Below are 25513 nucleotides of genomic sequence, written 5' to 3'. Positions count from 1 at the left end.
ATCTCATGGGCATACAGGAAGCCGGTGAGCAGCGGCGGATCAAAATGCTGATCGTGGACGACGAGCCGATCATTTGCATGGGTCTGCGCTGCACGATCGATTGGGAGGAGCTCGGCGTCGAGGTCATCGGCGAAGCTTATGACGGTGAAGAGGCGCTCCGTTTGATGGAGCGGGAGCAGGCCGATTTTTTGCTGTCGGACATCCGGATGGACGGTATGGACGGCTTGGAGCTTGCCGAGCAGCTCAGGCAGCGCTACCCGGATACGCAGATGATCATTATTAGCGGATACGAGGATTTCGGCTACGCCCGTCAAGCGATGCGGCTCGGGGTCAACGATTATTTGCTGAAGCCTGTGGAAGTAGATGAACTGACCAAAGTCGTGCAGAAATTGGTAGAAGGCATCAGAAGCAGGGGGAATGCAAGCGGGGACCAGGACGTGAAGCTATGGCTGGCGAATATGGCCCGAAGCGGCATCGCCTACGGGAAAATGTCGCCTCCGCCTCTGCACGGCGTCCAGTTCCGGATTCTGGCCAGCCAGTTGGCATGCTTCCAGGAGCTTTATGAGGATGTGCGGCCCGATCAGTACGAGCGTATCCAGGAGCAATGGATTCACACGCTCCAACGCCGGCTGGAGAACCCCGGGCTGCGGCCCTTTTCCATCTTCGATCATGAAAATTTGCTGATCACGCTGGCTGCGTCGGACCGGGTTATGGACGAGAGGGAATGGGACTTGCTGCTGCGGCAAAATACCATGCCGTCATCGGAGCAACCGCCGTTTTACTGCGGCGTGTCGGAGCCGTACGAACATTTGGAGGAAACCGCTCAGCGTTGCGCGGAGGCGGCATCCAGGCTCAAGTACTACGTGCTGGAGCATGAACCCGTGTTGAATGCCGCCTATGAAGCCAAGTGGCAGGAGGGCCGCCGGCCGGAGGCGCTGGATGTATCGGCGCGGGTGCAGCATCTGGTCGCCGCGCTGTTCAAGCAGGGCGAGCAGGAAGTAAAAGCGGAAGTGGCCGATATGTTTCAATTGTTTAAAAAGGAAGCTTATCTGCTGCATGAAGTTGTCGCCGTCTGCGAGGAGTTGTTCGCGCTGCTTCGCCAGCGTCTCAGAAAAAGCGGCATGACCGGACTCGACGGCGGCCGTCCTTCGCTGGATTTGCATCTCTACAATTCGTACCATGCGCTGGAGGAAGCGGCGAATCGGGATATGGCGGAGCTGCTCGCGCTGATCGAGAAAAACGGTATCGACCGTTCTTACTGGATTATCGAAAAAGCCAAAAGCTATATTAACGACCAGTATCGAAGCGACCTCAAAGCATCGGAGGTTGCGGCATGGCTCAAGATTACGCCGAGCTATTTCAGTTATATTTTTAAACAGAGCACCGGTAAAGGATTCACGGAATATATGAACGAGCTGCGCATCGAACAGGCGAAATCTCTGCTGGCGACGACGCACGACAAAGTGTTTGAAATCGCCGATCAGGTCGGCTACAAGGAATACAAATATTTCGTTTCGGTGTTTAAATCGTTTACCGGCTTGACGCCTAAGGAATATAGAGGACTTCGCGCAAGCAAAACCGAGAAGAGGTGAAACGGACGGTGGAGAAGTACAAACAGGCCGGCTCGCCGCTGCAGGAACGGGTGCAGGATCTATTGTCCCGCATGACATTGAAGGAAAAGGTCGGACAGCTGAATCAGCGCATGTACGGCTGGGACGCTTATAAGATGGAAAACGGCGAGTTCCGAATTACGGATGCATTTAAAGAAGAAGTGGCCGCGTACGGCGGAATGGGCGCCTTATACGGCTTGTTTCGCAGCGACCCTTGGTCCGGGGTCGATTATTCGAACGGCATTACCGCGGAGAAGAGCGCAGCCGCAGCCAACCAAATTCAGCGTTATGTGATCGAGCATTCGCGGCTCGGCATTCCCGTGCTGCTGACGGAAGAATGCCCGCACGGGCATCAGGCGCTGGACGGCACGATGCTGCCGGTCAACCTGGGGGCGGGATCGACCTGGAATCCGGAGCTGCTTGAGGAGGCTTACGGCCGCGTGGCGGCCGAAATCCGCAGCCGCGGCGCGCATATCGGACTGGTGTCCGCGCTCGATATTCTTCACGACCCCCGCTGGGGGCGCTCCGAGGAATGCTACAGCGAGGACCCTTATTTGGCCGCCGCGTTCACGACGGCCGCGGTACGAGGGATGCAGGGGACGGATGCCGAGAAGCTGAACGGTCCCGATCGCATCGCCGTGGTGCTGAAGCATCTCTGCGCGCAGGGAGCAGGCCAGGGAGGGAGAAACGCCGGGCCCGCGGAAATCGGCGAACGCGAGCTGCGCGAAATCCACCTTCCGGCGGCGCGAGCGGGCGCCGCGGCGGGCGCGGCCGGCTTTATGGCCGCCTACAACGAAATCGACGGCGTGCCCTGTCATGCCAACGACAAGCTGCTGACCGGCATGCTGCGGGAGGAGTGGGGGTTTGAAGGTATCGTCATGGCCGACGGCCAGGCGGTTGACCGTCTGCTGGCTTTGACCGGAAGCCATGAAGGCGCAGGGGCGCTTGCCTTGACCTCCGGCGTGGACTTAAGCCTGTGGGACAAAGCTTTTACGACGCTGGAGGAGGCGGCTGCCCGAGGGCTGGTGTCCGAGGCGGACATTGATCGCGCCGTCGTTCGGGTGCTGACGCTCAAGTTCAGGCTCGGCTTGTTCGACCGGCCGTATGCCGATGAGCGGCGGCCGCTGGATATTGTCGGCAGCGACCGCATGAGGCGGCTGAATGTACAGGTCGCGCGGGAATCGGTCGTTCTGCTGAAGAACGAAGACGAGATGCTGCCGCTGAGGGCGGACAAGCAGCGGCGAATCGCCGTGATTGGCCCTAATGCCGACCGGCTGTACAATCAGCTTGGCGATTACACCAGCGTGCAGCGCAAGGGGCGGGGAACCACCGTTCTGGAAGGCATCCGCCAAGCGGCGCCGTCCGGGGTTCAGGTCGTGCACGCGCTCGGCTGCGGCATCCGCGATACGTCGGACGCCGGCTTCGCTGCGGCCGTCGAGCTCGCCGCCGGAGCGGACGCTGTCGTGCTGGTGCTGGGCGGCAGCAGCGCCCGCCAGTTCGGCGGCGATTTTGACGGCAACGGAGAAGCCGTCATCTCCGAAGGCAGTCCATCCGACATGGACTGCGGCGAAGGCGTGGACCTGGCCGACCTGCGGCCGGGCGGCTTGCAGCTGCGGCTCGCGGAGGCGGTGGCCGCTACCGGTACGCCGGTCGTCGCGGTGATGATACAGGGCCGCCCGCTGGAGCTGACGGAGTTGGAGCCGCTGGCGGACGCGCTGCTGTGCGCCTGGTATCCGGGCATGGAAGGCGGCCTTGCCGTTGGGGAGATTTTGTTCGGCCAGGTGAATCCGAGCGGCCGGCTGCCGGTTTCGCTGCCTCGCTCCGCGGCGCAGCTGCCGGTATATTACAACCAGAAGGCGGCGCATCGTCTCCGCAATTATATCGATATGCCTTCGGCTCCGCTGTATCCGTTCGGTTACGGTTTGAGCTATACCCGTTTTGCGTACAGCGAATTGACGCTTTCGCAAACATCCGTTTCTGCGGCGGAGCTTGCGGCAGGAAGCACGGTTCAGGTCAGCGTCAAGGTGAAAAACACCGGCGCCGTCCGCGGGGCGGAAACCGTACAGCTGTATATTCGCGCCCTTGAATCGGGAGTTACCCGCCGGGTTGCCGAATTAAAAGGCTTCCGCAAAGTCAGCCTGCTTCCAGGCGAAGAACAAATCGTTCTTTTGGAGCTGGGGCATGATGAACTGGCTGTCTGGAACCGGAGCATGGAATTTGCCGCAGAGCCTTGCCGGGTCGAGGTCAAGGTGGGAGGCAGCGTGACCGGCACGCTTTCTGCCGAATTGAGCGTCGTTCGATCATTTACAATTTAACGGATAGAATCGCAATTTCATTGGATATTTTCTCGCACTGTCCTGAATTATTATAGAAGTAAGCAAGAAGAGGCAGGAGGTAAGCCGATGGATCGAAACATATTGCTGCGGCGTGTCCGCCTGGTGGGCGGAGAAGAAGTGGATGTGGCGATTAACGCCGGAATCATTACGGATATTGTTCCCGGAGGGACGGCACTTTGCCGTGCGGACTCGGGAACGGAAATTTGGGAGCGGCCCGGTACATATGTATCCAGCGGCTGGATTGATCTGCATGTGCACGCCTTTCCGGAGTTTGATCCGTATGGCGACGAAATCGATGAAATCGGGGTCAAGCAGGGAGTCACCACGATTGTCGATGCCGGAAGCTGCGGTGCGGACCGGATCGGCGATCTGGCTGCCGGAGGGCGGAAAGCGGATACCCGGCTGTTGGCCTTTTTGAATATTTCGCGAATCGGATTGAAACGAATCGACGAGTTAAGCCGGCTGGAATGGATCGATCGGGACAAGCTGCTGCAGGCCGTATCGGAGCATCCCGAGCTTATCGTCGGCTTGAAGGCGAGAATCAGCCGAAGCGTTGTCGGGGAAAGCGGCATTCAACCGCTGCGGATTGCCCGCGAGCTGTCCGAGCGGACAGGGCTGCCGCTGATGGTTCATATCGGCTCGGCGCCGCCGGATATCCGCGAAGTGATGCCGCTGCTGTGCGGCGGGGATGTGGTGACGCACTACTTGAACGGAAAGAGCAACAATCTGTTTGACGAAGAAGGCAAACCGCTGGATGTGCTTCGGGAAGCCGTGCGCCGCGGCGTTCATCTGGACGTTGGGCACGGGACGGCGAGCTTTTCGTTCCGGGTGGCGGAAGCCGCCAAGCGGCATGGCATAGACCCGAACACGATCAGCACGGACATTTATCGCGGGAACCGGCTGAACGGCCCCGTGTACAGTATGTCCAACCTGCTCAGCAAATTTCTCTGCCTCGGTTATACGCTTGAGCAAACCGTCGATTGGGTGACGGTGCGGGCTGCCGAGTGGCTGAAACGGCCGGAGCTCGGGCGAATCCGGGTCGGCGACCGGGCCAATCTGACCTTGTTCGGGCTGGAGGAACGCTCGATCGAGCTGATCGATTCGGAAGGCGAAACGAGAACGGCGGCACGGCGAATTGAAGCGAAAGGGGCAATCATAGGTGACAAACTCATTAAGTGCTAAATACGGACTGAAACGGGTTATTAACGCAAGCGGCCGGATGAGCATTCTCGGCGTTTCGGCGCCGACGGATACCGTTATGGAAGCGATGAGACAAGGCGGGCAGAGCTATGTGGAGATTGCCGATCTGGTGGATAAAGCGGGCGATTACGTCGCCCGGCATGTCGGTTCCGAAGCTGCGGTCGTCGTCAATTCCGCTTCCAGCGGCATTGCGCTGTCCGTTGCGGCGATCGTCACGAAGGGCGACCGCCGAAGAAGCGTGCGCCTGCATCAGGAGCCGATTGAACAAAGCGAAATCATCATGCTGAAAGGCCATAACGTGCAATACGGCGCTCCGGTCGAAACGATGGTGTACCTCGGCGGCGGCAAAATTGTCGAAGTCGGATATGCGAATGAAGGGCGGGCCGAGCATATAGCCGATGCCGTTTCGGATAAGACGGCGGCCATCCTCTATGTGAAATCCCATCATGCCGTGCAAAAAAATATGATCTCCGTGGAGGAGGCATGGGAAGTTGCGCAGCGTAAAGGGGTTCCGCTCATCGTCGATGCGGCGGCCGAGGAAGATTTGCAAAAATATGTAAAAGTATCGGATTTGGCGATTTACAGCGGCTCCAAAGCGATCGAAGGTCCGACCTCCGGCATCGTAGCCGGGAAGCGGACCTATATCGAATGGCTGAAAGTGCAGCTGCACGGCATCGGCCGCAGCATGAAGGTCGGCAAAGAAACGACGTTCGGTCTGCTTCAGGCGCTGGATGAATATGCCGTGAAGCAGGATAACAGCGAGCAGGAGAAAGCTTCCTTGCAAGCTTTGATGCCGCTCAGCCGGATTCCGGGTCTGGACGTGACCATCGTCCAGGACGAAGCGGGCCGGGCGATCTATAGAGGCCGCGTCAAGGTGGACGAAGCGGTGACGGGGATCAGCGCCAAACGGTTGAACGATGAGCTGCAAAACGGCGATATCGCCATTTATACGCGGGATTACGGAGTAAGACAAGGATACTTTGACATCGATCCCCGTCCGCTGGCGGGCGACGACATCATGATCATCGAATCCAGAATCCGGGAAATAGTAGGAGGTTCTAACCATGTCTGAGATCGCAAAAAGATTTTACAATCATCGGGTGGCTTTAAACGTTCTGGCCAAAAACATTTCCAACGCCAAGGAGGTGTTTGAGGCTGCGGAAGGACATGTGCTGGTCGGCGTCTTATCCAAAGATTACGCTACGGTACCGGAAGCTGTAGAAGCGATGAAAGCATACGGCCGGGAAATTGACGATGCGGTTTCCATCGGTCTGGGCGCCGGCGATAACCGGCAAGCCGCTGTCGTTGCGGAAATCGCCAAGCATTATCCGGGCAGCCATATCAATCAGGTATTTCCGGCGGTAGGAGCGACCCGCGCCAACCTGGGCGGGAAAGACAGCTGGATCAACAGCCTTGTCTCGCCGACAGGCCGTCCGGGCTTCGTCAATATTTCTACGGGTCCGGTCAGCGCGGCGCAGCAGGAGCTGGCCGTGGTGCCTGTCGAGGCGGCTATCGCGTTGGTCAGGGATATGGGCGGCAACGCTCTGAAATATTTCCCGATGCAGGGACTGCAGCGGGAAGACGAGCTGCGTGCCGTTGCAAAAGCTTGCGCAGAGGCCGGTTTCGCGTTGGAACCTACGGGCGGCATCGATTTGGACAACTTTGAAGCGATTTTGCGGATTGCGCTGGAAGCCGGCGTGCCTCAGGTCATTCCGCACGTTTATTCTTCCATCATCGACGCTTCTACCGGTCTGACGATCATCCGCGATGTGCAGAAGCTGCACGAAATGATGACGAAGCTGGCGGATCATTATGCCTAAGCGTATAGCGGCATTTGGAGAGGTCATGATGCGCCTTACGGTGCCGGGGCATGATCTTCTAGCACAGAGCAGTATGCTCAGCTATTCCTTTTCGGGAACCGGCGTCAATGTCGCTTCGGCCTTGTCCCGATACGGCCACGACGGGCGTCTGGTGTCCAGACTGCCGGATAACCCGCTGGGGGATGCGGCCGAAGCTTATTTGCGGAAGCTCGGAGTGAATACGAACCGCGTGCTTAGAGGCGGGGCGTATATCGGCATGTATTTCTTTGAGAACGGCTTTGGACTCAGGCCTGGCCGTGTCACTTACTCCAATCGCCAGGAAAGCAGCTTCAATACGGCTCCGGCCGGAACCTACGACTTTGAGGGCATCGCGGGCGAAGTGGACGCCGCTCATTTCTGCGGCATTACGCTGGCGATGAACGATACCGTCAGGGAGGCGATGAAAGCTTTTGCCCGGGCGGTAAAAGAGCGCGGCGGCAAGGTGATATTCGACTGCAACTACCGGCCGGGCTTGTGGGGAGACGAAGGTTACGCCAAAGCCAAGCCGCATTATGAAGACATGCTGCGCCTCGCGGATATCGTCTTCATGAACGAAAAGGATGCGATTCATGTGCTTGGACTGCCTACAAGCCGCACGTCGAGGGAAGAGCAGCTGGAGGAGCTGATTCCGGTCGTCGCCGAACGTTACGGTCTGCAGGCGGCCGCCGGAACGCACCGGTCCATCCAAAGCGATAACCGCCATAGCTTGAAGGGCTATCTTTTTAAAGAAGGGGCTTTCGTCTATTCCGATCTTCTTTCGTTCCCGGTGTATGACCGGATCGGGGCCGGAGACGCTTTTGCAAGCGGGATCATTCACGGAGAGTTGGAAGGACTCGAACCGCAGAGAACCGTCGCTTTTGCGGCGGCTGCCGGGATGCTGGCGCACACCGTAGCCGGCGATACGCCGATGGCTTCCGAACGTGATATTGTTCGCGCTATGGATCAAGCCGTCAGAGACGTGGAGCGTTAATACCGTTAAATTTCAACACGACCAAGATTGCATTGGATCAAGGAGGCACTATCAATGAAAATTACAAGACATCCTGAAAACCCCATCGTAGTACCCGGCGAATATGAATGGAGATTGGCTACCGTATTTAATCCGGCCGTCGTCAAAGACAACGGCAAATATTATATGATCGAGCGGACCGCCGGCTCGCTGACCCCTTGCAAAAACTTCCTGGGCTTGCTGGAAAGCGAAGACGGCGTGCATTTTACGCATGTTACGGACAAGCCGGTCGTAACCCCGGATATGCTGGGATTTCCGTACGGCAGCGTTCAGGACCCGCGGATGGTTAAAATTGACGATACGTTCTACATGACGATTGCGCTGCGGCCTTGTGCGATGAACTATTATCCGACGGGCACCGGGATTCCGGAGCGCTCGATTCCGACCTATCCGGACGGCTGGGGAGAAGAAGAAGGGCATTGGCTGACCCGCTCGGTCCTGCTGTCTTCCCGCAACCTGATCGACTGGGAATACGTGACGACGACAACGCCGCTGGAAATCAACGACCGCAACAATATACTTTTCCCTGAGAAAATCAACGGCAAATACGCACTGCTTCGCAGACCCGAAGAATATATCGGCGAAGCGTTCGGCACCGACCAGGCGGCGATCTGGATCACCTATTCCGACGATTTGACGAATTGGGAAGAGCCTGTGCTGCTGGCCAAAGCGGAGAACGCTTGGGAAGGCAAAAAAATCGGCAGCTCCACGCCGCCGATCCGCACCGAGCACGGATGGCTGCTGCTGTATCACGGCGTAGACCAGAACACGGTTTACCGCGTAGGCGCGATGCTGCTCGATCTGGACAACCCGAATCAAGTGCTGGCCAGAACGTCCGATTTCATTATGGAGCCGGAAACGTATTACGAGAAGTTCGGCTACCAGATTCCGAATGTGATTTTCCCGACAGGCTGCGTGTTGGATGAAGGGATTTTGCACATTTACTACGGCGTAACGGATACGGCCATCGCTTTGGCTACCGTTCCGCTCGAAGACATGCTGAATCATCTATTGGCTCAAAAAATGTAATAAAACAGGTTAACAGCCGCTTATCGAAATTAAGGATAAGCGGCTTTATTGCGTTTGCAATCTTTACCTTGAGCCGCCGCGGAGCGTGCGCGGCCGTTCAGGTGATAAAACGGGACAGGTTGGACTATAATGGAAAAATAGCGGTATCGCTTGTATGAACGATAAGAAGAGAGGCGGGGAGAGCCCTATGAGGCGCGGATGGATCTGGATTGCGATTTTGATTATATATTGCGGGGCTATGGCCTACTACTTTCTGCATCAGCCCGCAGGGCAGATTCCTGCCGCGCTGCGCGGCGGACCGGCGGACCCGGCCACATTCATGACGCCGGAGCAAATTGAGAATGCGCATCGGCTGGCGACGATCGGGTATTTGTCTTATTTTATATCGACCCCGGTGGAATGGGGGATTCTGATCGTGTTGATGACGCTTGGCTGCTCCTCCTGGTTCCGCAGTCTGGCGGAGAGGCTGACGGGATGGTCGCTGCTGCGAATGGCGGTTTATTTGCTGCTGCTCCAGCTTGCTCTCTATGTGATCGAGCTGCCGCTGGATTATTATTTGCACGAGCTGAACCGATCGTACGGGCTGACGAATCAGAGCGCCTCCTCATGGCTGCTGGATATCGCCAAAGGCTTCGGGGTCAATATGATCATCTCCATACCGCTTTATTGGCTGCTGTATACGGCGATCAAGCGGAGTCCGCGGCGCTGGTGGCTGTGGGGATGGGCCGTTTCCGTTCCGCTGACGCTGTTTTTCACGTTTATTCAGCCCGTTGTGCTGGCCCCGATTTTTAACGATTTCAAGCCGCTGCAGGATCAGCAGCTGAAGCAGCAAATACTGCAATTAGCCGGGCAGGCCAACATACCGGCGGACCAAGTGTACCAGGTCGATAAATCGAAGCAGACCAACGCTTTGAACGCCTATGTGACCGGAATCGGTTCCACTACGCGGATCGTGCTGTGGGATACGACGCTGAAGAAGCTGAACGCGGACGAAATCTTATTTATTATGGCCCATGAGATGGGGCATTACGTGAAGCATCATGTCTTATGGGGCACGCTATGGGGCATTGTCGAAAGCTTCATCGGCTTCTGGCTCGTGTTCCGCCTGTTTCATTGGATACATCGCCGCTGGGGAAGCGCGATCCGCGCGCGGGGACCGCTGGATTATGCGGGCTTGCCGGTGCTGCTCCTGCTCGTATCCGTGCTCAGCTTTGCCGCTTCACCGCTCGATAACGCCATCTCCAGGATGAACGAGCACAGCGCCGATGCATATGCGGTCGAGCTGCGCGGCGATCCGGACGCGGGGATCAGAGCGTTCCAGAAGCTCGCTTCCGTCAGTTTGTCCGACGTGAATCCTCCGGCGCTGACACAGTTTTTCCTGGGCACGCATCCGACCTTGATCCAAAGAATCGATTATTTTCAACATAGCAAAGGAGCTTCCAAACCGGCGGGATAAGAAGTGGCCGGGAAAATAAAAATTTCGCCTACACCCGGAAAAAACGAGTTCATTCCGAATATACATGATATGATTATCCCTATTATTTCCTTAGAAAGGAAGCGGATGACAGGGAGAGACTACGGGATGAAACGAGGAGTGTCGGTGATGAGAAAAAAGATGATCGCATGTCTGGCCGCGGCGGCAGTCGCATTGACTGCCCTTCCGGCGGCAGTGACGACGAGCCCCCAGAAGGTTTACGCATGCTCCAAAGGGGAAGCGACTTCCGCCGAGTACGATTACTCGCTGGCAAGCAATGTACTTTACGGGTCGGTGACGAAGGTGGAAGATGTGTTCTACAAGGGGCAGCCGTACCGTCTGGCGACCTTCGTGACGGAATTAAATCTGAAAGGCAGTTATGTCCGCAACGTGCTGACCGCGCCGGACAGCGACCAATGCGGCGTAACGTTCGAGCTCGGCCACAACTACCTGGTCTACGCCAACAATAAGCTGGGCCGTCCTGCGGCCGGAGTATTCGACGTATACGAGGGGCAGGAAGCGACGGACCGTGTAAACGACGTGAAGGATATCGATATGGTGCCGACGCCGCAGCCGGGCGAACAGCAGGTCACGTTATACCCCGGCAGCAACGTAACGGTAACGTATAACGGGGCCAGAGCTCCGGTTACGCCGCAAGCGCTCAATTTCAAAAACGCGCTGTATGTGCCGATGACGTTTTTCCGCGATACGCTCGGCTATGTAACGGTCTGGAATGCGGAGTCCAACCGGTATGAAATACTGCTGCGCTCCGAGTGGGCGGGGATCGCGGCCAAGGGCGATCCTTCGCAATCCGAATTCAAGGATACGGCGGAGGCGATTCCTATCGGAACGGACCCGTTCGAGGCGACGGTGACCTACTCCGACGTGCAGGCGAAGGTCGACGGGAAAATATATGCGCCGGAATATCAGCCGTTTAATTATCATGGCGTCGTCTATGTGCCGCTGAGAGATACGGCGGAGAAGCTCGGGCTGCTGGTGGGCTGGGATGCCGATACTTATACCGTGTCGGTCAAAGACACACGCCCGTTCGATCCGGTCGAGCATCCGGCGCTGATCATGAAGCTGTCCTCCGTTAACGAAGGGGAGCCGGATATTGTGATCGACCGCATAGCCGACGATCAGGCGACGTATCATGTGGACCGCAGACTTGAGTACGGGGAAACGATGCAGCAGCAGACGGTGCCGTTCATGGATTTGGTTCAAGATGCGGACGGGAAGACGATCCGCAACATTCGTTACTTCCTGAAGAAGGGTGACCGTGAATACGAACTGGTCATGACGAAGGAACTGATGAAAGGCTTGCTGAATGAACCGCTGATCCGCACATCGGCCAATTTGTCGCTCGGACTGGATTTTTATCATTGGCCTGAATACGGCGTCATCGGATTGTCCAATATTCACTAATAGTTTGCATAAGATAGGGAGCCCCGGCGCGAACATAAGCGCCGGGGCTTTTGTCCGTTGCTGACGTACGCCCGGGCGCTTTTTGTCCTGTAGAAACCCAAAAGACCGCTGCGAGCAAGAAACTTTTTCCGCTTGCGATACGTCTTTACTTCATGAGAGTTAGGCTTAGACGCAAGGAAAGTCATGGGAGGTGCGGGAACATAGTTGCCAAAACAATGATGTTGGCGTCGCTCGGCTTGCTGCTGGCAGGCTCGGCGACGGCCCACGCTTACGAATCCAGATTGATCCCGTTTCGCGATGTGGGGGAACGCGACTGGTCTGCCGAGCCTATTTATCAATTGGCGGCGGTTCAGGCGATTGACGGATATGCGGACGGAGGATTCCGCCCGCTCGCCGCAATGTCCCGGGAAGAGTTCATCAAGATGATGACAGCCGCCTCCGGCGCCGTCCCGGGCGAGCAAGGCGAGACGGTGAAGCTGAAGGATGTGGACCCGGACCGCTGGTCTTATCCGATGATCGAAGCGGCCTTGCAGCGCCGCTGGGTCGATGCGTTGGTCGACAGCGACGGCAATTTTCAACCGGACGTCCCTATTCGCCGCGAAGAGGTGGCGTATGCGATGGGTGCCATGCTGCTGAGCGAAGCGGCGGACGCCGACCGGAAGCAGTGGCTCGACGGCGGCTGGGAGAAGGAGCGGGACGCCCGGGCGTTCCCGGATGCGGCTCAGGTAGATGCTCCGCTCGCTCCTTATGCGTATTATGCGGTGAAGCAGGGGATGCTCGAGGGCAGCGACAGCGGATTGAATCCGGACGACTCGCTCAGCCGGCAGGAAGCGGCGGCCGTTATCGACCGGCTGCTTCATCGGACGGCGTCGGCGAAGCCGCTGACCGTCACGGGCTTTTATGCGATTCAGTCGTACAACAGCATAGAGCGCATGAGCTTGCTGGATCAGGTCGCGCTGGGCTGGTGGCATTTGGCTTATGAGGGAGCGGGGAAGGCGAAGCTCGATTCGGCTGGCGATCCGTACAAGTTTAATTTGCCGGAAGGCTGGGAGGAAGTAACCGCTGCGGCGGACAAAAGCGGAGCAGCCAAGGATTTGGTCGTTTTTGCCAATAAATCCCACGACGTGGAATCGTTCTTGGGAGATGCGGCGGCGCGCACCCAGTTTGCCGAATCGCTCGCCGCGGTTGTGGACGACCCGCGTTACGGTTTCTCAGGGGTATGCATCGATTTTGAAGATTTGTACGACGAGGCTTCGAAAGACGATTTTACGGCTTTTCTGCACGAAGTGAAGGCGGTGCTGAACGGTAAGAAGCTGACTGTCGCGGTTCCGCCGGTGTATTACTACAAAGGATATGACCTGAAGGCGATCGGCGCGCAGGCGGATGCGGTCATATTGATGGCGTATAATTTCTTAAGCAAAGCCGACCGGCTGCCGTCGTCCCCGCTGCCCCTGGTAGCGGAATCGGTGCGCGACACGCTCGCCGCGGGGGTGCCCAAGGAGAAGCTCATTCTTGGCATCGGCAAGAAGACCGACCAGTTCATTGGAGCCGGAGCGGAGGCGGGTTACGCTTCTCCGGCCAGCAGCGCGGTGGAGGAGAGGTTGAAGAAAGCAGGGGTTGCGCAATCATTATCGATTCCTTATCTTAACCGGCATATTCAGTTTACGGACACTGCAGACAATGAATTGTTCTATGAAGACGCCGACAGCATCGACCGCAAAATATGGGTTGCCCGCTATTACGGCTTAAAGGGCGTAGCGTTATGGTATATGGGACAGTTCGTCGACAGCGACTGGCAGCGTATTGCCGCCGTCCGGCAGCGCTGAGCGGGCGAAAGGGCGAGAGGCATGATGGCGCCAGGATTCGAAGGGCAGCCATGACCGATCCCAGCAAGCCTCCCTGCTTATGCCGCTCAGCCAAATAGCAGAGGGGCTGCCGCTTTAAACGCGGCTCGTAACGGAAAGAAAAGCTTGCCCTCTTGTATCGGCCCTGCCTTTTACAGTATGCTAATAAAAGGAAATCATGCTGAATGAGGCAGATGTGAGGTAACTTCATGCAAAAAAGAAACAGCCGCAAATATTTTCGCGCACGCTTGGATGAGATGATCGTTACTTTGCGTGAGGATATCATTTCGGGCAAAATCCCTGTCGGCAGCTTTCTGCCGTCGGAGAACGATCTGGAAATACAGTTTCAATTAAGCAATAATTCCGTCCGCAAAGGACTGGAGAAGCTGGTCGAGGAAGGCTTGATCGAGAAGATCGCCCGCGTGGGCAACCGGGTCATCCGCCCGCCGTCGGAGAATCGCACGACGATCCGCTTCGGCTACGTTCGGTCCACAGGCGCGCTGGCCGGCATGGACAAGCTGCTGGATGCGTTCCACCGGCGGTATCCGCATATTCAGGTGCAGCCGGTAGAGCTGCCGTCCAGCAGCTACAGCCGGACGCTCAAGGAATATTTGGAAGCCGAGATGCTGGATGCGGCCATGCTCAACAACAATAACTTTCAAGATTTCATCGAGGGCGGGCGTACGGAGCTGCTTGAGCCGCTTGAACCGGACGAACAGCTGTATCCGTTTGCGGCGGCCCCGTTCCGCAGGGGCGGGGATACGCTGGTGCAGCCGTTTATTTTCTCTCCGGTTGTGCTCTGCTACAACAAGGACCATTTCCGCGAAGTGCAGGTGCCGGAGCCGGACAGCAGCTGGACATGGCAGGATTTGTTCCGGTACGGGCGGCAGCTGGCCGTCAAAGGACAGAGGTTCGGATTCTACTTCTATCTGCCCTCGCGCAACCGTTGGCCGCTGTTTATGCTGCAAAGCGGAGATACGTTCGAGCCCGATAACGCCGGGGAATATCATTTGACGGCGAACAAGGCGATCGGTGGCTTGGAAATTTGCCGGGAGCTGATGGAGATGACGGACGTGTTCCCGGTGTTGTTGTCGGAGAGCGACGCCGATGCGGAGGCGCTCTTCTTGGAAGGGAAGGTATCGGTCATTATGACGACCTACTTTTTCCTCAACCAGCTGAAGGATGCGGGTATTTCGTTCGACGTTTCTCCGCTTCCGGGTTACGCCAATCACCATACGCTGCTGATCGTCAACGGTTTGGCCGTAAGCAGCCGTTCCCGCAATAAGGAAGCGGCCAAGCTGCTCGTCGATTTCATGACTTCCTACGAAACCCAATTGACGATCCGCAGGCAGACGCTGAACATTACGGCTCACCGTCATGCGATGGAGTGGCAGGGGGAAGAAGAGGCGTACAGGCCGTCCCGGTTTTTCATGTACAGGGAGATCATTCCAACCTTCCGGCTAATTACCGAGATGGGTCTCAGCAACAATCAGCTGAAGGAGATGCAGCGGGAAATCATGCTGTTTCTCTCGGGGCTGCAGGATCGGGAGACGCTGTGCCGGCGGCTGGAGCAGCTGCTTCCGGAAGCGGGCCGAGGAAAGCTTGTGGATTCCCTGTAAAAATGCACCGCAACCAGCACTTATTCAACCCGGGGCGAAGCCGGCAGAAGACGGCGTCCCGGGTTTTTGCATGTCATGTATGCTCATCGAAAAAATCCGCATCCGTATGATGTTCAACGACGCCGCAGGCGTTTTTTTGTTGCTGAAAAAAAGGAATTAACTCATATTTAACCTACAAAATCGATTTATAACATATTGACCGCGCTTCCAATATCGGTTATATTGATTTTGTGAGTCAGATAAGGGTTAATAAAATTGGAGGGGCAGTATCATAAGAGGAGGGTTACGAATGCGGACCAAACGTAAATGTCTCGCAGTTCTTGCCGCCGGTATGCTGGCAGCGTCGCTCTCGGCCTGTCAGGGGCCGAAAGCTGCGGAGACGGCGAAAGGCGATGCCGATGCCGGGGGCTCCGATCTGGTGAGGCAGGTGAGCGAAACGCCGACGGAGCTTGTATTCTACGTATGCATCAACGGCTGGACGGAGCAGCAGTTCATGGAAACCTACGGCAACGAGATCAAGAAGAAGTTTCCGAGCTATACGCTCAAGTTTATTCCCCAGAAGGATGCGCAGACGCTGCCGGCCGTCATTACTTCGGGTCAGACGATCGATATTTTGATTACTTCCATCGGCTTGACCTCGAATTTCCTGCTTGCCTACGAGATGCAGGACGACATCAGCGGCCTGATCAAGAAGTACAACTACGATTTGTCGCGGCTTGAGCCTTCAACGATCGACATTCAGCGGCAGCTGGCGGACGGCGGCATCTACGGGCTTCCCGTCAGCACGACGTCGGGAGCGCTCTTTTACAACAAAAGCTTGTTCGACAAGTTCGGCGTTCCTTATCCGACCGACGGCATGACATGGGATGAAGCGTACGATTTGGCCAAAACGATGACGCGCAGCGAAAACGGCCAGCAGTACAAAGGCATGACGATGTCGGTACAGCATTTGATGCAGCTGAATCAGCTGTCGGCTCCCCATATCGATCCGGCGACCTCCAAGGCGGCGTACACGTCCGACGCGTTCAGGCAGGCTTTTGAAAATTTGGCGCGCTTCTACAAAATTCCCGGCAACGGTCTTCTGGATCATAAGTACAATCTGGTCAGCCAGCAGGAGCCCTTCTATAAGGATCAGAACGTCGCCATGTTCGCCGCCCTCAGCACGACCGCCAAAACGTTCAAGGATACGGTCAATTGGGATGTCGTTCAACTCCCTGTATTCAAGGAAAAGCCCGGTGTAGGCCCGCAATCGTACCCTACCTATTTCTACATATCCAAAGAGAGCAAAAACAAGGACGCTGCCTTCCAAGTACTCGATTATGTGACTTCCGATGAATTCCAGCAATATTTTGTGAAGGCGGGCAATTTTTCGATTTTGAAAAATCAGACCGAGCTGATGAAAACCTTCGCCGCCGACGATCCTTACATGAAAGGAAAAAATATCAAGGCGCTGCTGCCCGCCAAATTCGCCGATCCGACGGAGAAAACGGAGTACCAGGCGATCGCCGACAAAGAGATGCTGAACGCGCTTGTCGCCGTAGACGGAGGCAAGGACGAGAATACCGCTTTACGCGAAGCGGAAGAGAGAGCTAATAAAGCGATAGAGGCCGATAAGAAAAAATAACCGGACGAAGCGAGGGAAACCGGGATGATAGAACAAGGAATCGCTTTTCATAATGTGACGGAGCTGGAACGAAGGGAGCTGCTGCCGGGGCTGCGGCTGCACCGCTTCCCGAAGCGGGTGCGCCACGCGCTGTCGGAAAACGGCCGGACGAAGGCCGTGCAGTCCAACGGCTGCGAGCTGCGCTTCGTAACCGATGCGAAGCATGTGCGGATTACGCTGTCTTCGCTGGAAACGAACGGGCGCGTGCTGGTGTTTCGCGGCGATTTTTTTCATTCGGCCCATACGCTGCAAGCCGGCGTCATCCAAACGATATCGCTCGAAATTCCGGAACGCTTCGCCGAGGTGGAGCCGGAGAGGCTGAACAATGCGGCCTTCTCCTCGCGCGTCTGGCGGGTGTACTGCGAACGGTTCGGCGCGGTGTTCTACGACATCGATGCGTTCGGACACGAGATTCGGCCGCCGGCCCGGGAAGAGGTGCCGCAGCTGACCTTCGCCGCATACGGCTCGTCGATTACGCAGGGGGCCGGAGCGCTGAGCCACTACAACGGCTATATTCAGCAAGCGGCCCGCAGGCTGCAGATCGATGCGCTGAACCTTGGGCTGAGCGGCTCCTGCCATTGCGAGCCGGAGGTGGCCGATCATCTGGCCGAGCGGAAGGATTGGGATCTGGCTTTTCTGGAGCTCGGCGTCAACATGCGCTCGACGTTTTCGCCGGAGCAGTTCGAGGAGCGGGCCGGCTATTTGCTCGACCGCTTGGCGGAGAAGCATCCGGATAAACCGATCTTTTTGACGACAATGTACCCTAACCGGGCGAGCTATTTCAAGGACAGATCCGCCGTCTTCACCGAGAATGAACGCCAATTTAACGACGTATTGCGCCGTTATGCGGCGTCGAAGGGCGCGGGACAGCTGTATTTACTGGAAGGCTCGGACATTATGACGGACTTTACGTCGCTGACGAGCGATCTCATTCATCCGTCCGATTACGGTCATATCGCGATGGGCGAACGGCTGGCGGAGATGATGCGGCCGGTGGTGGAACAATTGCTTAACAACAAACGACATGAGGAGGCAGCCATATGATTACGACGGATTTAACGGGACAAATCGCATTGGTGACAGGAGGAAACGCGGGCATCGGCTTTGCGATTGCGCGCAAGCTGTCGCAGGCGGGTGCGAAGGTGGCGATCAATTATTTGAGCAAGCGGGAGGCGGCCGAGCAGGCGGTTCGCACGATCCGGGAGGAAGGCGGCACGGCGGAATGCTTCCAGGCGGACGTCACCCGGATCGCCGGCATCGAAGCGCTGATCTCCCAAGTGGAGAGGACGCTCGGGGGGACCGTCGATATTCTTGTGAATAACGCCGGCCATATGATCGAGCGCGTGCCTAACGCGGAGATGACGGAGGAACGGTATAACCAAATTATGGATGTCAATTTAAAAAGCACCGTATTTCTGTGCAAAGCCGTGCTTCCCGGCATGACCGCCAAAGGAAAGGGCAAAATCGTCAATATGGCGTCGCTGGCCGCTCATAACGGAGGCGGCCCGGGAGCTTCCGTCTACGCGGCGAGCAAGGCGGCCGTCCTCGCTTATTCCAAAGGCTTGGCTAAGGAGGCCGCGCCTCACGGGATCGGCGTCAACGTGCTCTCGCCGGGCTTTATCGGCCAGACCGCCTTCCATTCGACCTTTACTTCGGATCAAGCCCGCAAAGCGACCGTAGCCGGAATTCCGCTCGGCCGCGAAGGGACGCCCGAGGATGTGGCCAACTGCGCCTTGTTCCTCGCTTCTCCGCTGTCGGATTACTTGACGGGAGAGACGATCGAGATCAACGGGGGGATGTTCATGAGATGAGAATCGGGGAGAAATTGCAGCAATACCGCTGGGCGGAAGAGATTGCCGGGCAGCTGGAGCGCGAGCTTGCTCCGCTCCTCGGCGCGGAGCCCGTCATTCCCGCCGAGCCGGGCGGCTGGTGGCATCAATACGTATGTCCCGAGCATCACACGGAGCTTTTATTCGATCCTCTGGAGGAGGATGCGACGGAGTTTCTATGTCCTTACGGCTGTGCGCTCCATGGCGAGCCGTACCGCGGCGCCTGGCTCGTGATGAAGCATCAGTCATGCGCCCGTTTCGCGCTTGAAGCGGCGGCGCTATATGCCGCAGGCCGGGGGCGGCGTTACGCCGATTGGAGCGCGGGCGTGCTGCTGCGCTATGCGGAGCAGTTCCCGAAGTATCCCGTTCATCCGGAGGCGGAAGGGTGGATGCTCAAAGGCAGGGCGTTCCATCAGGCGCTGACCGAAGCGATTTGGGCGACGACGCTGCTGCGCGCCGGCCTGCTGCTGACGGACGAAGGCTACGAGTTCGCCGAAGCGGAGAAGCTGGATTTGTTCTTCGCGATGCTGGAAGAGAGCATGACGCAGGCGCGCAAGCTGCTTGCTGAGGAGCAGGGCAAGCCGGAAAGCAATTATACGGCATGGTTGAATGCGGCGCTCGCTTGCGTCTATGCGCGGAATCGCGATGAGACCAAGATGCGGGAGCTAGTCGACGGCTTTGCGGGCTTGAAGCATCATCTTACGATCGGCGTCAACCCGGATCAGATGGAGTACGAAGGAACGACGTATTACCATGTGTTCGTTCTGCGCGCCTATTTCATCGCCGCCGAGATGGCGGAACGCTTCGGTATCGATCTGTATGCGGCGCGCGGCGAGCAGGGCCAATCGTTCGAAGGCATGCTCGATGTGCTGGCCGATCTGGCGAACGAGCGGGGAGAGCTGCCTGCGCTGCATGACGGACCGTACCGGCGCGTGCCGTACTCCCGGGAAATCGCCGAAACCGTGGAGATTGGTTATGCCCGTTACGGCAAGGCGGGCTGCGTTCCGATACTCCGGGAAGCGTACCGCTATATGTATGGCAGTCCGCAGAGAGCGGGACTGGAGGCGCTGCTGTACGGACAAGGGAGCTGGGAGCCGGATGCGCGGTCCGAAGACGAGGCGCAGGCGAAGCAGAGGGGCTCCCGGCTGCTGGAGACGTCCGGATTCGTTATCGGCCGCCGCCCGGGAGGACGCTTGTCCTTCTATGCCGACTACGGCCCGCACGGCGGCTCGCACGGCCATGACGACAAGCTGCATTTGACCATAGCCGGCCGGGACGGCTGGCTGGCGCCGGAGCTGGGGATGGTGCCGTACGGATCGGGCCTGCGCAAAGATTGGTATGCTTGCGCGCAGAGCCATAATACGGTGGCGGTGAACAACCGGTCGCAGGCGGCGCATACCGGCGAGCTCGTCCGGTATGAAGACGGCGAGTCGGGAACGTACGTCTGGCTGCGCTCGACGGAAGCGTATCCGGGCTGCAGACTGGAGCGTCATCTGTGGCTGACCGATCGCTGGCTGCTCGACTGGTTCGTTGCGGAGCTCGATTCGGAAGCGACGATCGACTGGTGGATGCACAGTCCGCGGCTTGAACCCGCGTACCGCCGGGAGCTGTGGCAGCCTCCGGCAAACCGGCTGCTGGACGACGGAGAGGGTCCTTACCGCTTCGTGCGCCCGCTGGCCGAATGGACGGCGGGAAGCGGCGAGAGTGTCTGCTCCGTCGAAATGAGTGCGGCGGCGGGAGGAGAAGGCGCCGCGTTGTCGATGCTGGCGCCGCCGGGCTCGCGGATCATGCTCGCCGAAACCCCCGGGCCGGCCGATAATCCGGCCCGCAGCATGAACGGGCTGCTGCACAGGCAGCACGGCACGAGCGCTTCGTTCGTGACGGCGTACAGCGACAGCAGCCGGCCTGCTGCATTCGCCGGTCCGGAAGCGGCCGCCGCGGGAACGCGGGCCGTCGAGCTCAGCTGGCCGGGCGAGCGCTGGCGGGCTCGGCTCGACCCGGCCGAGGGGCTGCGGTTGGAGCGAATATAAGCTTCGGATATGACAGCTTGGAGATGGACCATCAGGCGACTGCGGGAAGAGAGCGACGACGATCCCGCCGGGGAGCCTGCGGTACAAGCTCCAAGCTGTTTTGCCGTTATGTCAGTTATGGCCGGATAGACTGCGATTGGAGCGGATGAAACGCCGGGAAAGAAGGCGTTTTGCGTTGGAAAGGGGGTGATTTCCCGGATGTAATGATAGCGGTTACATGCGATTGGAAAATCAAATGGGCACCGCAGCGGACTTGTTCACCACACTCTTAGAAACGAAAGGAGATTGAATCATGCGCAGCAAGCCATCGTTACGGCTTTGGAAAAGAAGCGTCAGCTGCTTGACGGCGGGGCTGCTCCTCTGCGGAGCGGCGCAGCTTCCCGGAACGGCGCGCGCCGTTACAACGGAGACCGACATCTATGAAGACTTTCAAGGGTTCAGCACAAGCGCCGTATTCAACACGAGCAGCAGCACAGCCTACCATTGGGCGGCCAATGCAAGCGCCAATAACTGGTCCGTCGAGGCCGACGCGGACGAAGCCGCGAATCATTTCATCCGGATCGGGGGGCAGCAGTCCTCCACGACGCTGCTCTACAACAAGGATTTCGTAGGCAACAATGTCGCTTACTCGGCGCTCGTCAAATCCGACACGACCGCCGCCGCCGGCATTACGGCCCGCTACAGAGACAGCAGCAATTATTACTGGTTATCGCTGAATCGTGACGGGAAGCTCAGCCTCGGCAAGCGCGCGGCGGGCGCTAACACGACGTTGAAGTCGGCCGTCATCCCCGGCTTCGATGCGGACCGCTATTACCGGTTGAAGCTGACGGTGAGCGGAGCATCGCTGGCCGGTTCGGCGGAAGGAGGTCCGACGCTTTACGTCGCGGAGGACACTTCGCTCTCGGAAGCGCCCGGCGGCACCGCTGCGAATCGGGTCGGATTCTTCGCCGCGGGAGGAGCTGCGGCGTCATTCGACGATATGTACGCGGTCAACGTCGTGCCGCCGGCCCCGACGGGACTCGCGGCGATGGCCGCCGTCGACGGGCAGATCAGCCTCGGCTGGAACGGAACGGGCGGCCGCTATGCCGTGAAGCGCAGCTCCTCTCCGGGCGGCCCGTATACGATGCTTGCCACCGTCAGTGAAGCTTCGTACACGGACCTCGTGCCTGACGGGACCGCTTACAGCTATGTCGTATCGGCTGTCGCGTCCGCCGAGGATCGCCCCGAAGCGGAGGGACTCCCGTCGGGCGAACTGACGGCCGCTTCGACGGCTTCAACGGTTCCGCCGGCGGCCCCGGCCGGTTTGTTCGCGGTGGTCGGCCTGTCGCAGGCCGCCTTAACCTGGCACGCGTCCGCCGACGTGACCGCTTACCGTATCAAGCGCAGCGAGCAGCCGGGCGGGCCTTACGAGACGATCGGGGAGGTCGGAGCGGCAGCGCTCTCTTATACGGATACCGGGCTAATCCCCGGACACATTTACTATTACGCCGTGGCGGGAGTGAACGCCCAGGGCGAAGGCCCGTTGTCCGCGCAGGTCGCCGCGTCTCCGTCGACGCCTCCGGACTCCCCTTCGGCGGTTACGGCTGTCCCGGGCAATGGCAAAGTGAAGGTGGCTTGGAGTCCGGTGAACGAAGCGGCGGGATATACCGTCAAGCGGTCGGCTTCTCCGACCGGACCGTTTATGCCGATCGCTGCCGGACTTAATGCCCTCGCGCTGGAGGATAGCGGATCGCTGTCGAACGGAACGACCTATTATTATGTCGTTCAGGCGGTTAACGACAGCGGGGTCAGCAGCGACGACTCGGCTCCGGCAAGCGCTACTCCCCGGTCCAGATACCCGCTCGACCCGGCGGGGATAACGGCAAGCTCCGACGACGGCAACAAGCCGCAAGCCTCGGCGGACAACAAGCTGAGCACGCGCTGGGGCGCAAACGGTCAGGGACAGTGGATTCAATACGATTTGGGCGCCGCATCTTCAATCGGTTATTTGGGTATCGCCTGGTACAAAGGAGACGTCCGTTCATCCCGGTTCCATCTCGACGTGTCTAATGACGGACTCGCATGGACAAGGGTATATACGGGCCAGAGCAGCGGTTCTTCCGCCGGATTGGAAGCTGTGCAGCTTCCCGATACGGAAGCGCGCTATATTAAGCTGACCGGCGAAGGCAACTCGGCGACCGCGTATAACGGCATTCAAGAGCTTCAGGTGTATGCGCCCAATCCGAACGGGGCCGTCCTCGAGCCTGTAGCCGAGGAACCGGGTTCTCATGCTCCGACGGCCGTCCCTTATTTGAAAGCGGGGCTGTATAACGCCGATGGAACGCCTCATCTGCTGCCGCAGCCCAATGCGGTGACGGGCCGAACGATCGATGTCGCCGCCGAATACGGCGCCGATCCGGCCGACGGCGAGGACGACCGTCCGGCCATACAGCGGGCTATCGACGAAGCGCAGCCTGGCGATGAGCTGTATTTCCCCAATGGCGTGTATAACTTGAAGACGGCGGCTCCGGGAGATGCGAACTCGAACCTGGTGCTGAAAAGCGGCGTCAATCTGCGGGGGGAAAGTCAGGAAGGGACGATCTTGATTTCCGATTTCGACAATCGGGCCGGTTCTTCGCTGACCGGAAGCAACAGCCGCGTCATGGCGGCGATCAACAAGAACGGCATCGTCATCTCCAACCTGACGATCAGCTCCTCTTGGACGGGTGCTTATCCGACCGACACGACGGTTTCCAGCCCGGAGCGCGGCGGGCCGAAATCCGGCATTTACATTGACGACAGCTCTTCCGGCACTACGAATACGAATAACGAGCCGCATAACATCGTGGTCGACCATGTGACGGTGGAGAAGTACGAGCGGCTCGGCGTGAGGATCAGCAAAGCTCACGATGTCGTCGTCCAGCATTCGCTCTTCCGCAACGCTACGGATATCGGAGGCGGCGGGGCCGGCTACGGCGTAGATATTCAAGGGGTGTTTAAGGAAGACCGGCTCGGATATTATAACGACTCCCGCTGGAACGTGGTGCAGAACAATTTATTTGACGGCACGAATGCGCTGCGTCACGGAGCGCTGCTGCAGGCTTATACGCATAATAACGTCGTTAGAGACAACACGTTTACCGGGACGGCGCTGGATGCGATCGATTTGCACGGCGAGGACGAATATTTGAACGAAGTATATGGCAATACGGTGACGGGTGTTTGGCACGGCGGAGGAATCGGCGTAGGCAATACCGGCGGTTCGTCTCCGAGCAATCACGACGCATCCGGCCCGTACAATTACATTCACGACAATGTGATCCGCAATTCGCTGCGCGGCATTCAATTAATGATGGGCTCGCCCGATACGATTGTCGAGAACAATCTGATCGAGTTCGATCCCGAGCTGGAACCGACGCGGGAGTTCGTTACGGATGACGGCATCGAAGTGCTGAATGCGCCGAGAACGATCATAAGAAATAACGTCATCCGCGGTTTCTCGGGGCCGAGTTCGAGAGGCATCGTCGTGATGCGGGATGCGGGGGACAAAAACAACGGCCATGTCGGAGCCGGAGACCCGGCCGATGTTTGGATCGCCGGCAATACGGTAACGGGCAACCGGACCGGCGTTCAGATCGATGCGGGTACGGGGATCGTTCTTGAGGACAATGAGATTGCGGGCAACATCGCCGCGGATTTGCTGGTGAATTCTGCGGTACAGGCCGTGTTCGACCGGCAGGCAGCCGCCGCGGAAGACGCTTGGGCCGACCGCTCCCGGCCGGATGCGAATTTCGGCGCGGGAGACTCGAACGACGCGCAAAACTTCCGGATGACGACGAGTCCGGACGGAACCGCGGCTTCGATCGCCTATTATAAGTTCAACGTGCCTGCAGTCGGCGGCATCGCCTCCGCGCAGCTGCGGCTAAGCGGCAGACTGACCGACGCCAATCCCGGGGACGATGCATACCGATTCGACGTATACGGACTTTCGGACGCTTCATGGAGCGAGAGCGGCTTAACTTGGAACGCATCGCCCAATCATGCCGCCGGCGGGACGCAGGTGACCGGCATCGGCTCGACGGCAGTCTACTTGGGAAGCATCACTGTCACAGGCAATACGATCCAGGCTTACTCGCTGTCCTCGCAGGAGCTGACCGATTATGTGAACGGCCGGCGGGGCGGCCAAGCTTCGATTCTGGTCGCCGATACCGAGGGGCAGAATGCGGAAGCGGAGCTGTATTCCCGCGAGAAAGTATATGAGACGCTGCGTCCGGCACTGATGCTGCAAACATCCGGGCAGCCGTAAACGGCAGGGATCGAGGTCGAGCCGGGGGAGGAACTGGCTGCGAGCCTCACAATGCGCCGCCGTCTCGTCGGCGGAAGGAGCCATGGTTCGTCCTCAGGCACTGCAGCGAAATGCTGACGGATAACCTTGCTGGAATGCCGCTTGACATGGAAACCTTTTTCCAGTATAACTACTATAAAGTATAGAAAGACGATGTTTCACGGCATATTCGAATATTGATGAACGGGAGAGTAATTCCGACCGACAGTCGCAGCGAGCCGGGTTAGTGCAAGCCGGTACGAAGGATCGGAATGAAGCGGAC

General features: G+C 58.2%; 16 protein-coding genes and 1 other annotated feature (1 of these 17 only partly in view). All 16 genes read left to right on the top strand.

What is annotated here, in order from left to right; all coding sequences use genetic code 11:
• Window positions 1-5: 5 nt before the first annotated feature.
• The 16 genes from SK3146_RS09030 (at window position 6) to SK3146_RS08955 (ending at window position 25212) form a co-directional block, all read left to right on the top strand.
• Window positions 6-1592 (top strand): response regulator transcription factor, encoded by a 1587-nt coding sequence (locus SK3146_RS09030; RefSeq protein ID WP_249864762.1) that lies wholly within the window; start codon window positions 6-8, stop codon window positions 1590-1592.
• A gap of 8 nt (window positions 1593-1600) precedes the next feature.
• Window positions 1601-3925, top strand: a complete 2325-nt coding sequence (locus SK3146_RS09025; protein ID WP_249864761.1) for a glycoside hydrolase family 3 N-terminal domain-containing protein — start codon at window positions 1601-1603, stop codon at window positions 3923-3925.
• 87 nt (window positions 3926-4012) lie between these two features.
• Window positions 4013-5128, top strand: coding sequence for an amidohydrolase/deacetylase family metallohydrolase (locus tag SK3146_RS09020; protein WP_249864760.1), 1116 nt, complete (start codon window positions 4013-4015; stop codon window positions 5126-5128).
• Window positions 5106-6218 carry a DgaE family pyridoxal phosphate-dependent ammonia lyase gene (locus SK3146_RS09015; protein ID WP_249864759.1) on the top strand — a complete coding sequence of 371 codons (1113 nt, stop codon included), beginning with the start codon at window positions 5106-5108 and terminating at the stop codon, window positions 6216-6218. The genes SK3146_RS09020 and SK3146_RS09015 overlap by 23 nt, the downstream gene beginning before the upstream one ends.
• Window positions 6211-6966: a 2-dehydro-3-deoxy-phosphogluconate aldolase gene (dagF, locus tag SK3146_RS09010; protein WP_249864758.1), complete on the top strand. Its 756-nt coding sequence runs from the start codon at window positions 6211-6213 to the stop codon at window positions 6964-6966. Before SK3146_RS09015 ends, dagF begins: the two co-directional genes overlap by 8 nt.
• Window positions 6959-7975: a sugar kinase gene (locus SK3146_RS09005; RefSeq protein WP_249864757.1), complete on the top strand. Its 1017-nt coding sequence runs from the start codon at window positions 6959-6961 to the stop codon at window positions 7973-7975. Before dagF ends, SK3146_RS09005 begins: the two co-directional genes overlap by 8 nt.
• Window positions 7976-8029: 54 nt before the next feature.
• The gene (locus SK3146_RS09000; RefSeq protein WP_249864756.1) at window positions 8030-9043 is read left to right on the top strand and encodes a glycoside hydrolase family 130 protein; all 1014 of its coding nucleotides are present in this window, start codon (window positions 8030-8032) and stop codon (window positions 9041-9043) included.
• Window positions 9044-9230: 187 nt separating this feature from the next.
• Window positions 9231-10499, top strand: coding sequence for a M48 family metallopeptidase (locus SK3146_RS08995; protein ID WP_249864755.1), 1269 nt, complete (start codon window positions 9231-9233; stop codon window positions 10497-10499).
• 147 nt (window positions 10500-10646) lie between these two features.
• Window positions 10647-11942: a stalk domain-containing protein gene (locus SK3146_RS08990; RefSeq protein ID WP_249864754.1), complete on the top strand. Its 1296-nt coding sequence runs from the start codon at window positions 10647-10649 to the stop codon at window positions 11940-11942.
• A 215-nt stretch (window positions 11943-12157) separates the two neighbouring features.
• Window positions 12158-13768 (top strand): glycosyl hydrolase family 18 protein, encoded by a 1611-nt coding sequence (locus SK3146_RS08985; RefSeq protein WP_249864753.1) that lies wholly within the window; start codon window positions 12158-12160, stop codon window positions 13766-13768.
• Window positions 13769-13995: 227 nt separating this feature from the next.
• On the top strand, window positions 13996-15405 hold the full coding sequence (locus tag SK3146_RS08980) for an extracellular solute-binding protein (protein WP_249864752.1): 1410 nt from the start codon (window positions 13996-13998) through the stop codon (window positions 15403-15405).
• A gap of 289 nt (window positions 15406-15694) precedes the next feature.
• Window positions 15695-17029, top strand: a complete 1335-nt coding sequence (locus SK3146_RS08975) for an ABC transporter substrate-binding protein (RefSeq protein WP_249864751.1) — start codon at window positions 15695-15697, stop codon at window positions 17027-17029.
• 24 nt (window positions 17030-17053) lie between these two features.
• A complete protein-coding gene (locus SK3146_RS08970; protein WP_249864750.1) occupies window positions 17054-18112 on the top strand; it encodes an SGNH/GDSL hydrolase family protein in 1059 nt (352 codons plus the stop codon).
• The gene (locus SK3146_RS08965) at window positions 18109-18879 is read left to right on the top strand and encodes an SDR family NAD(P)-dependent oxidoreductase (RefSeq protein WP_434006867.1); all 771 of its coding nucleotides are present in this window, start codon (window positions 18109-18111) and stop codon (window positions 18877-18879) included. Before SK3146_RS08970 ends, SK3146_RS08965 begins: the two co-directional genes overlap by 4 nt.
• Complete coding sequence (locus tag SK3146_RS08960; RefSeq protein WP_249864749.1) at window positions 18876-20927, top strand: heparinase II/III domain-containing protein; 2052 nt, start codon at window positions 18876-18878, stop codon at window positions 20925-20927. Before SK3146_RS08965 ends, SK3146_RS08960 begins: the two co-directional genes overlap by 4 nt.
• 292 nt (window positions 20928-21219) lie before the next feature.
• On the top strand, window positions 21220-25212 hold the full coding sequence (locus tag SK3146_RS08955) for a discoidin domain-containing protein (protein ID WP_249864748.1): 3993 nt from the start codon (window positions 21220-21222) through the stop codon (window positions 25210-25212).
• 209 nt (window positions 25213-25421) lie between these two features.
• Window positions 25422-25513, top strand: a binding site (T-box leader); it runs 149 nt beyond the window's last position.

The organism is Paenibacillus konkukensis (genome assembly GCF_023523925.1).
Classification (GTDB): domain Bacteria; phylum Bacillota; class Bacilli; order Paenibacillales; family NBRC-103111; genus Paenibacillus_S; species Paenibacillus_S doosanensis.
This window is presented reverse-complemented; position numbering and strand designations above follow the sequence as displayed.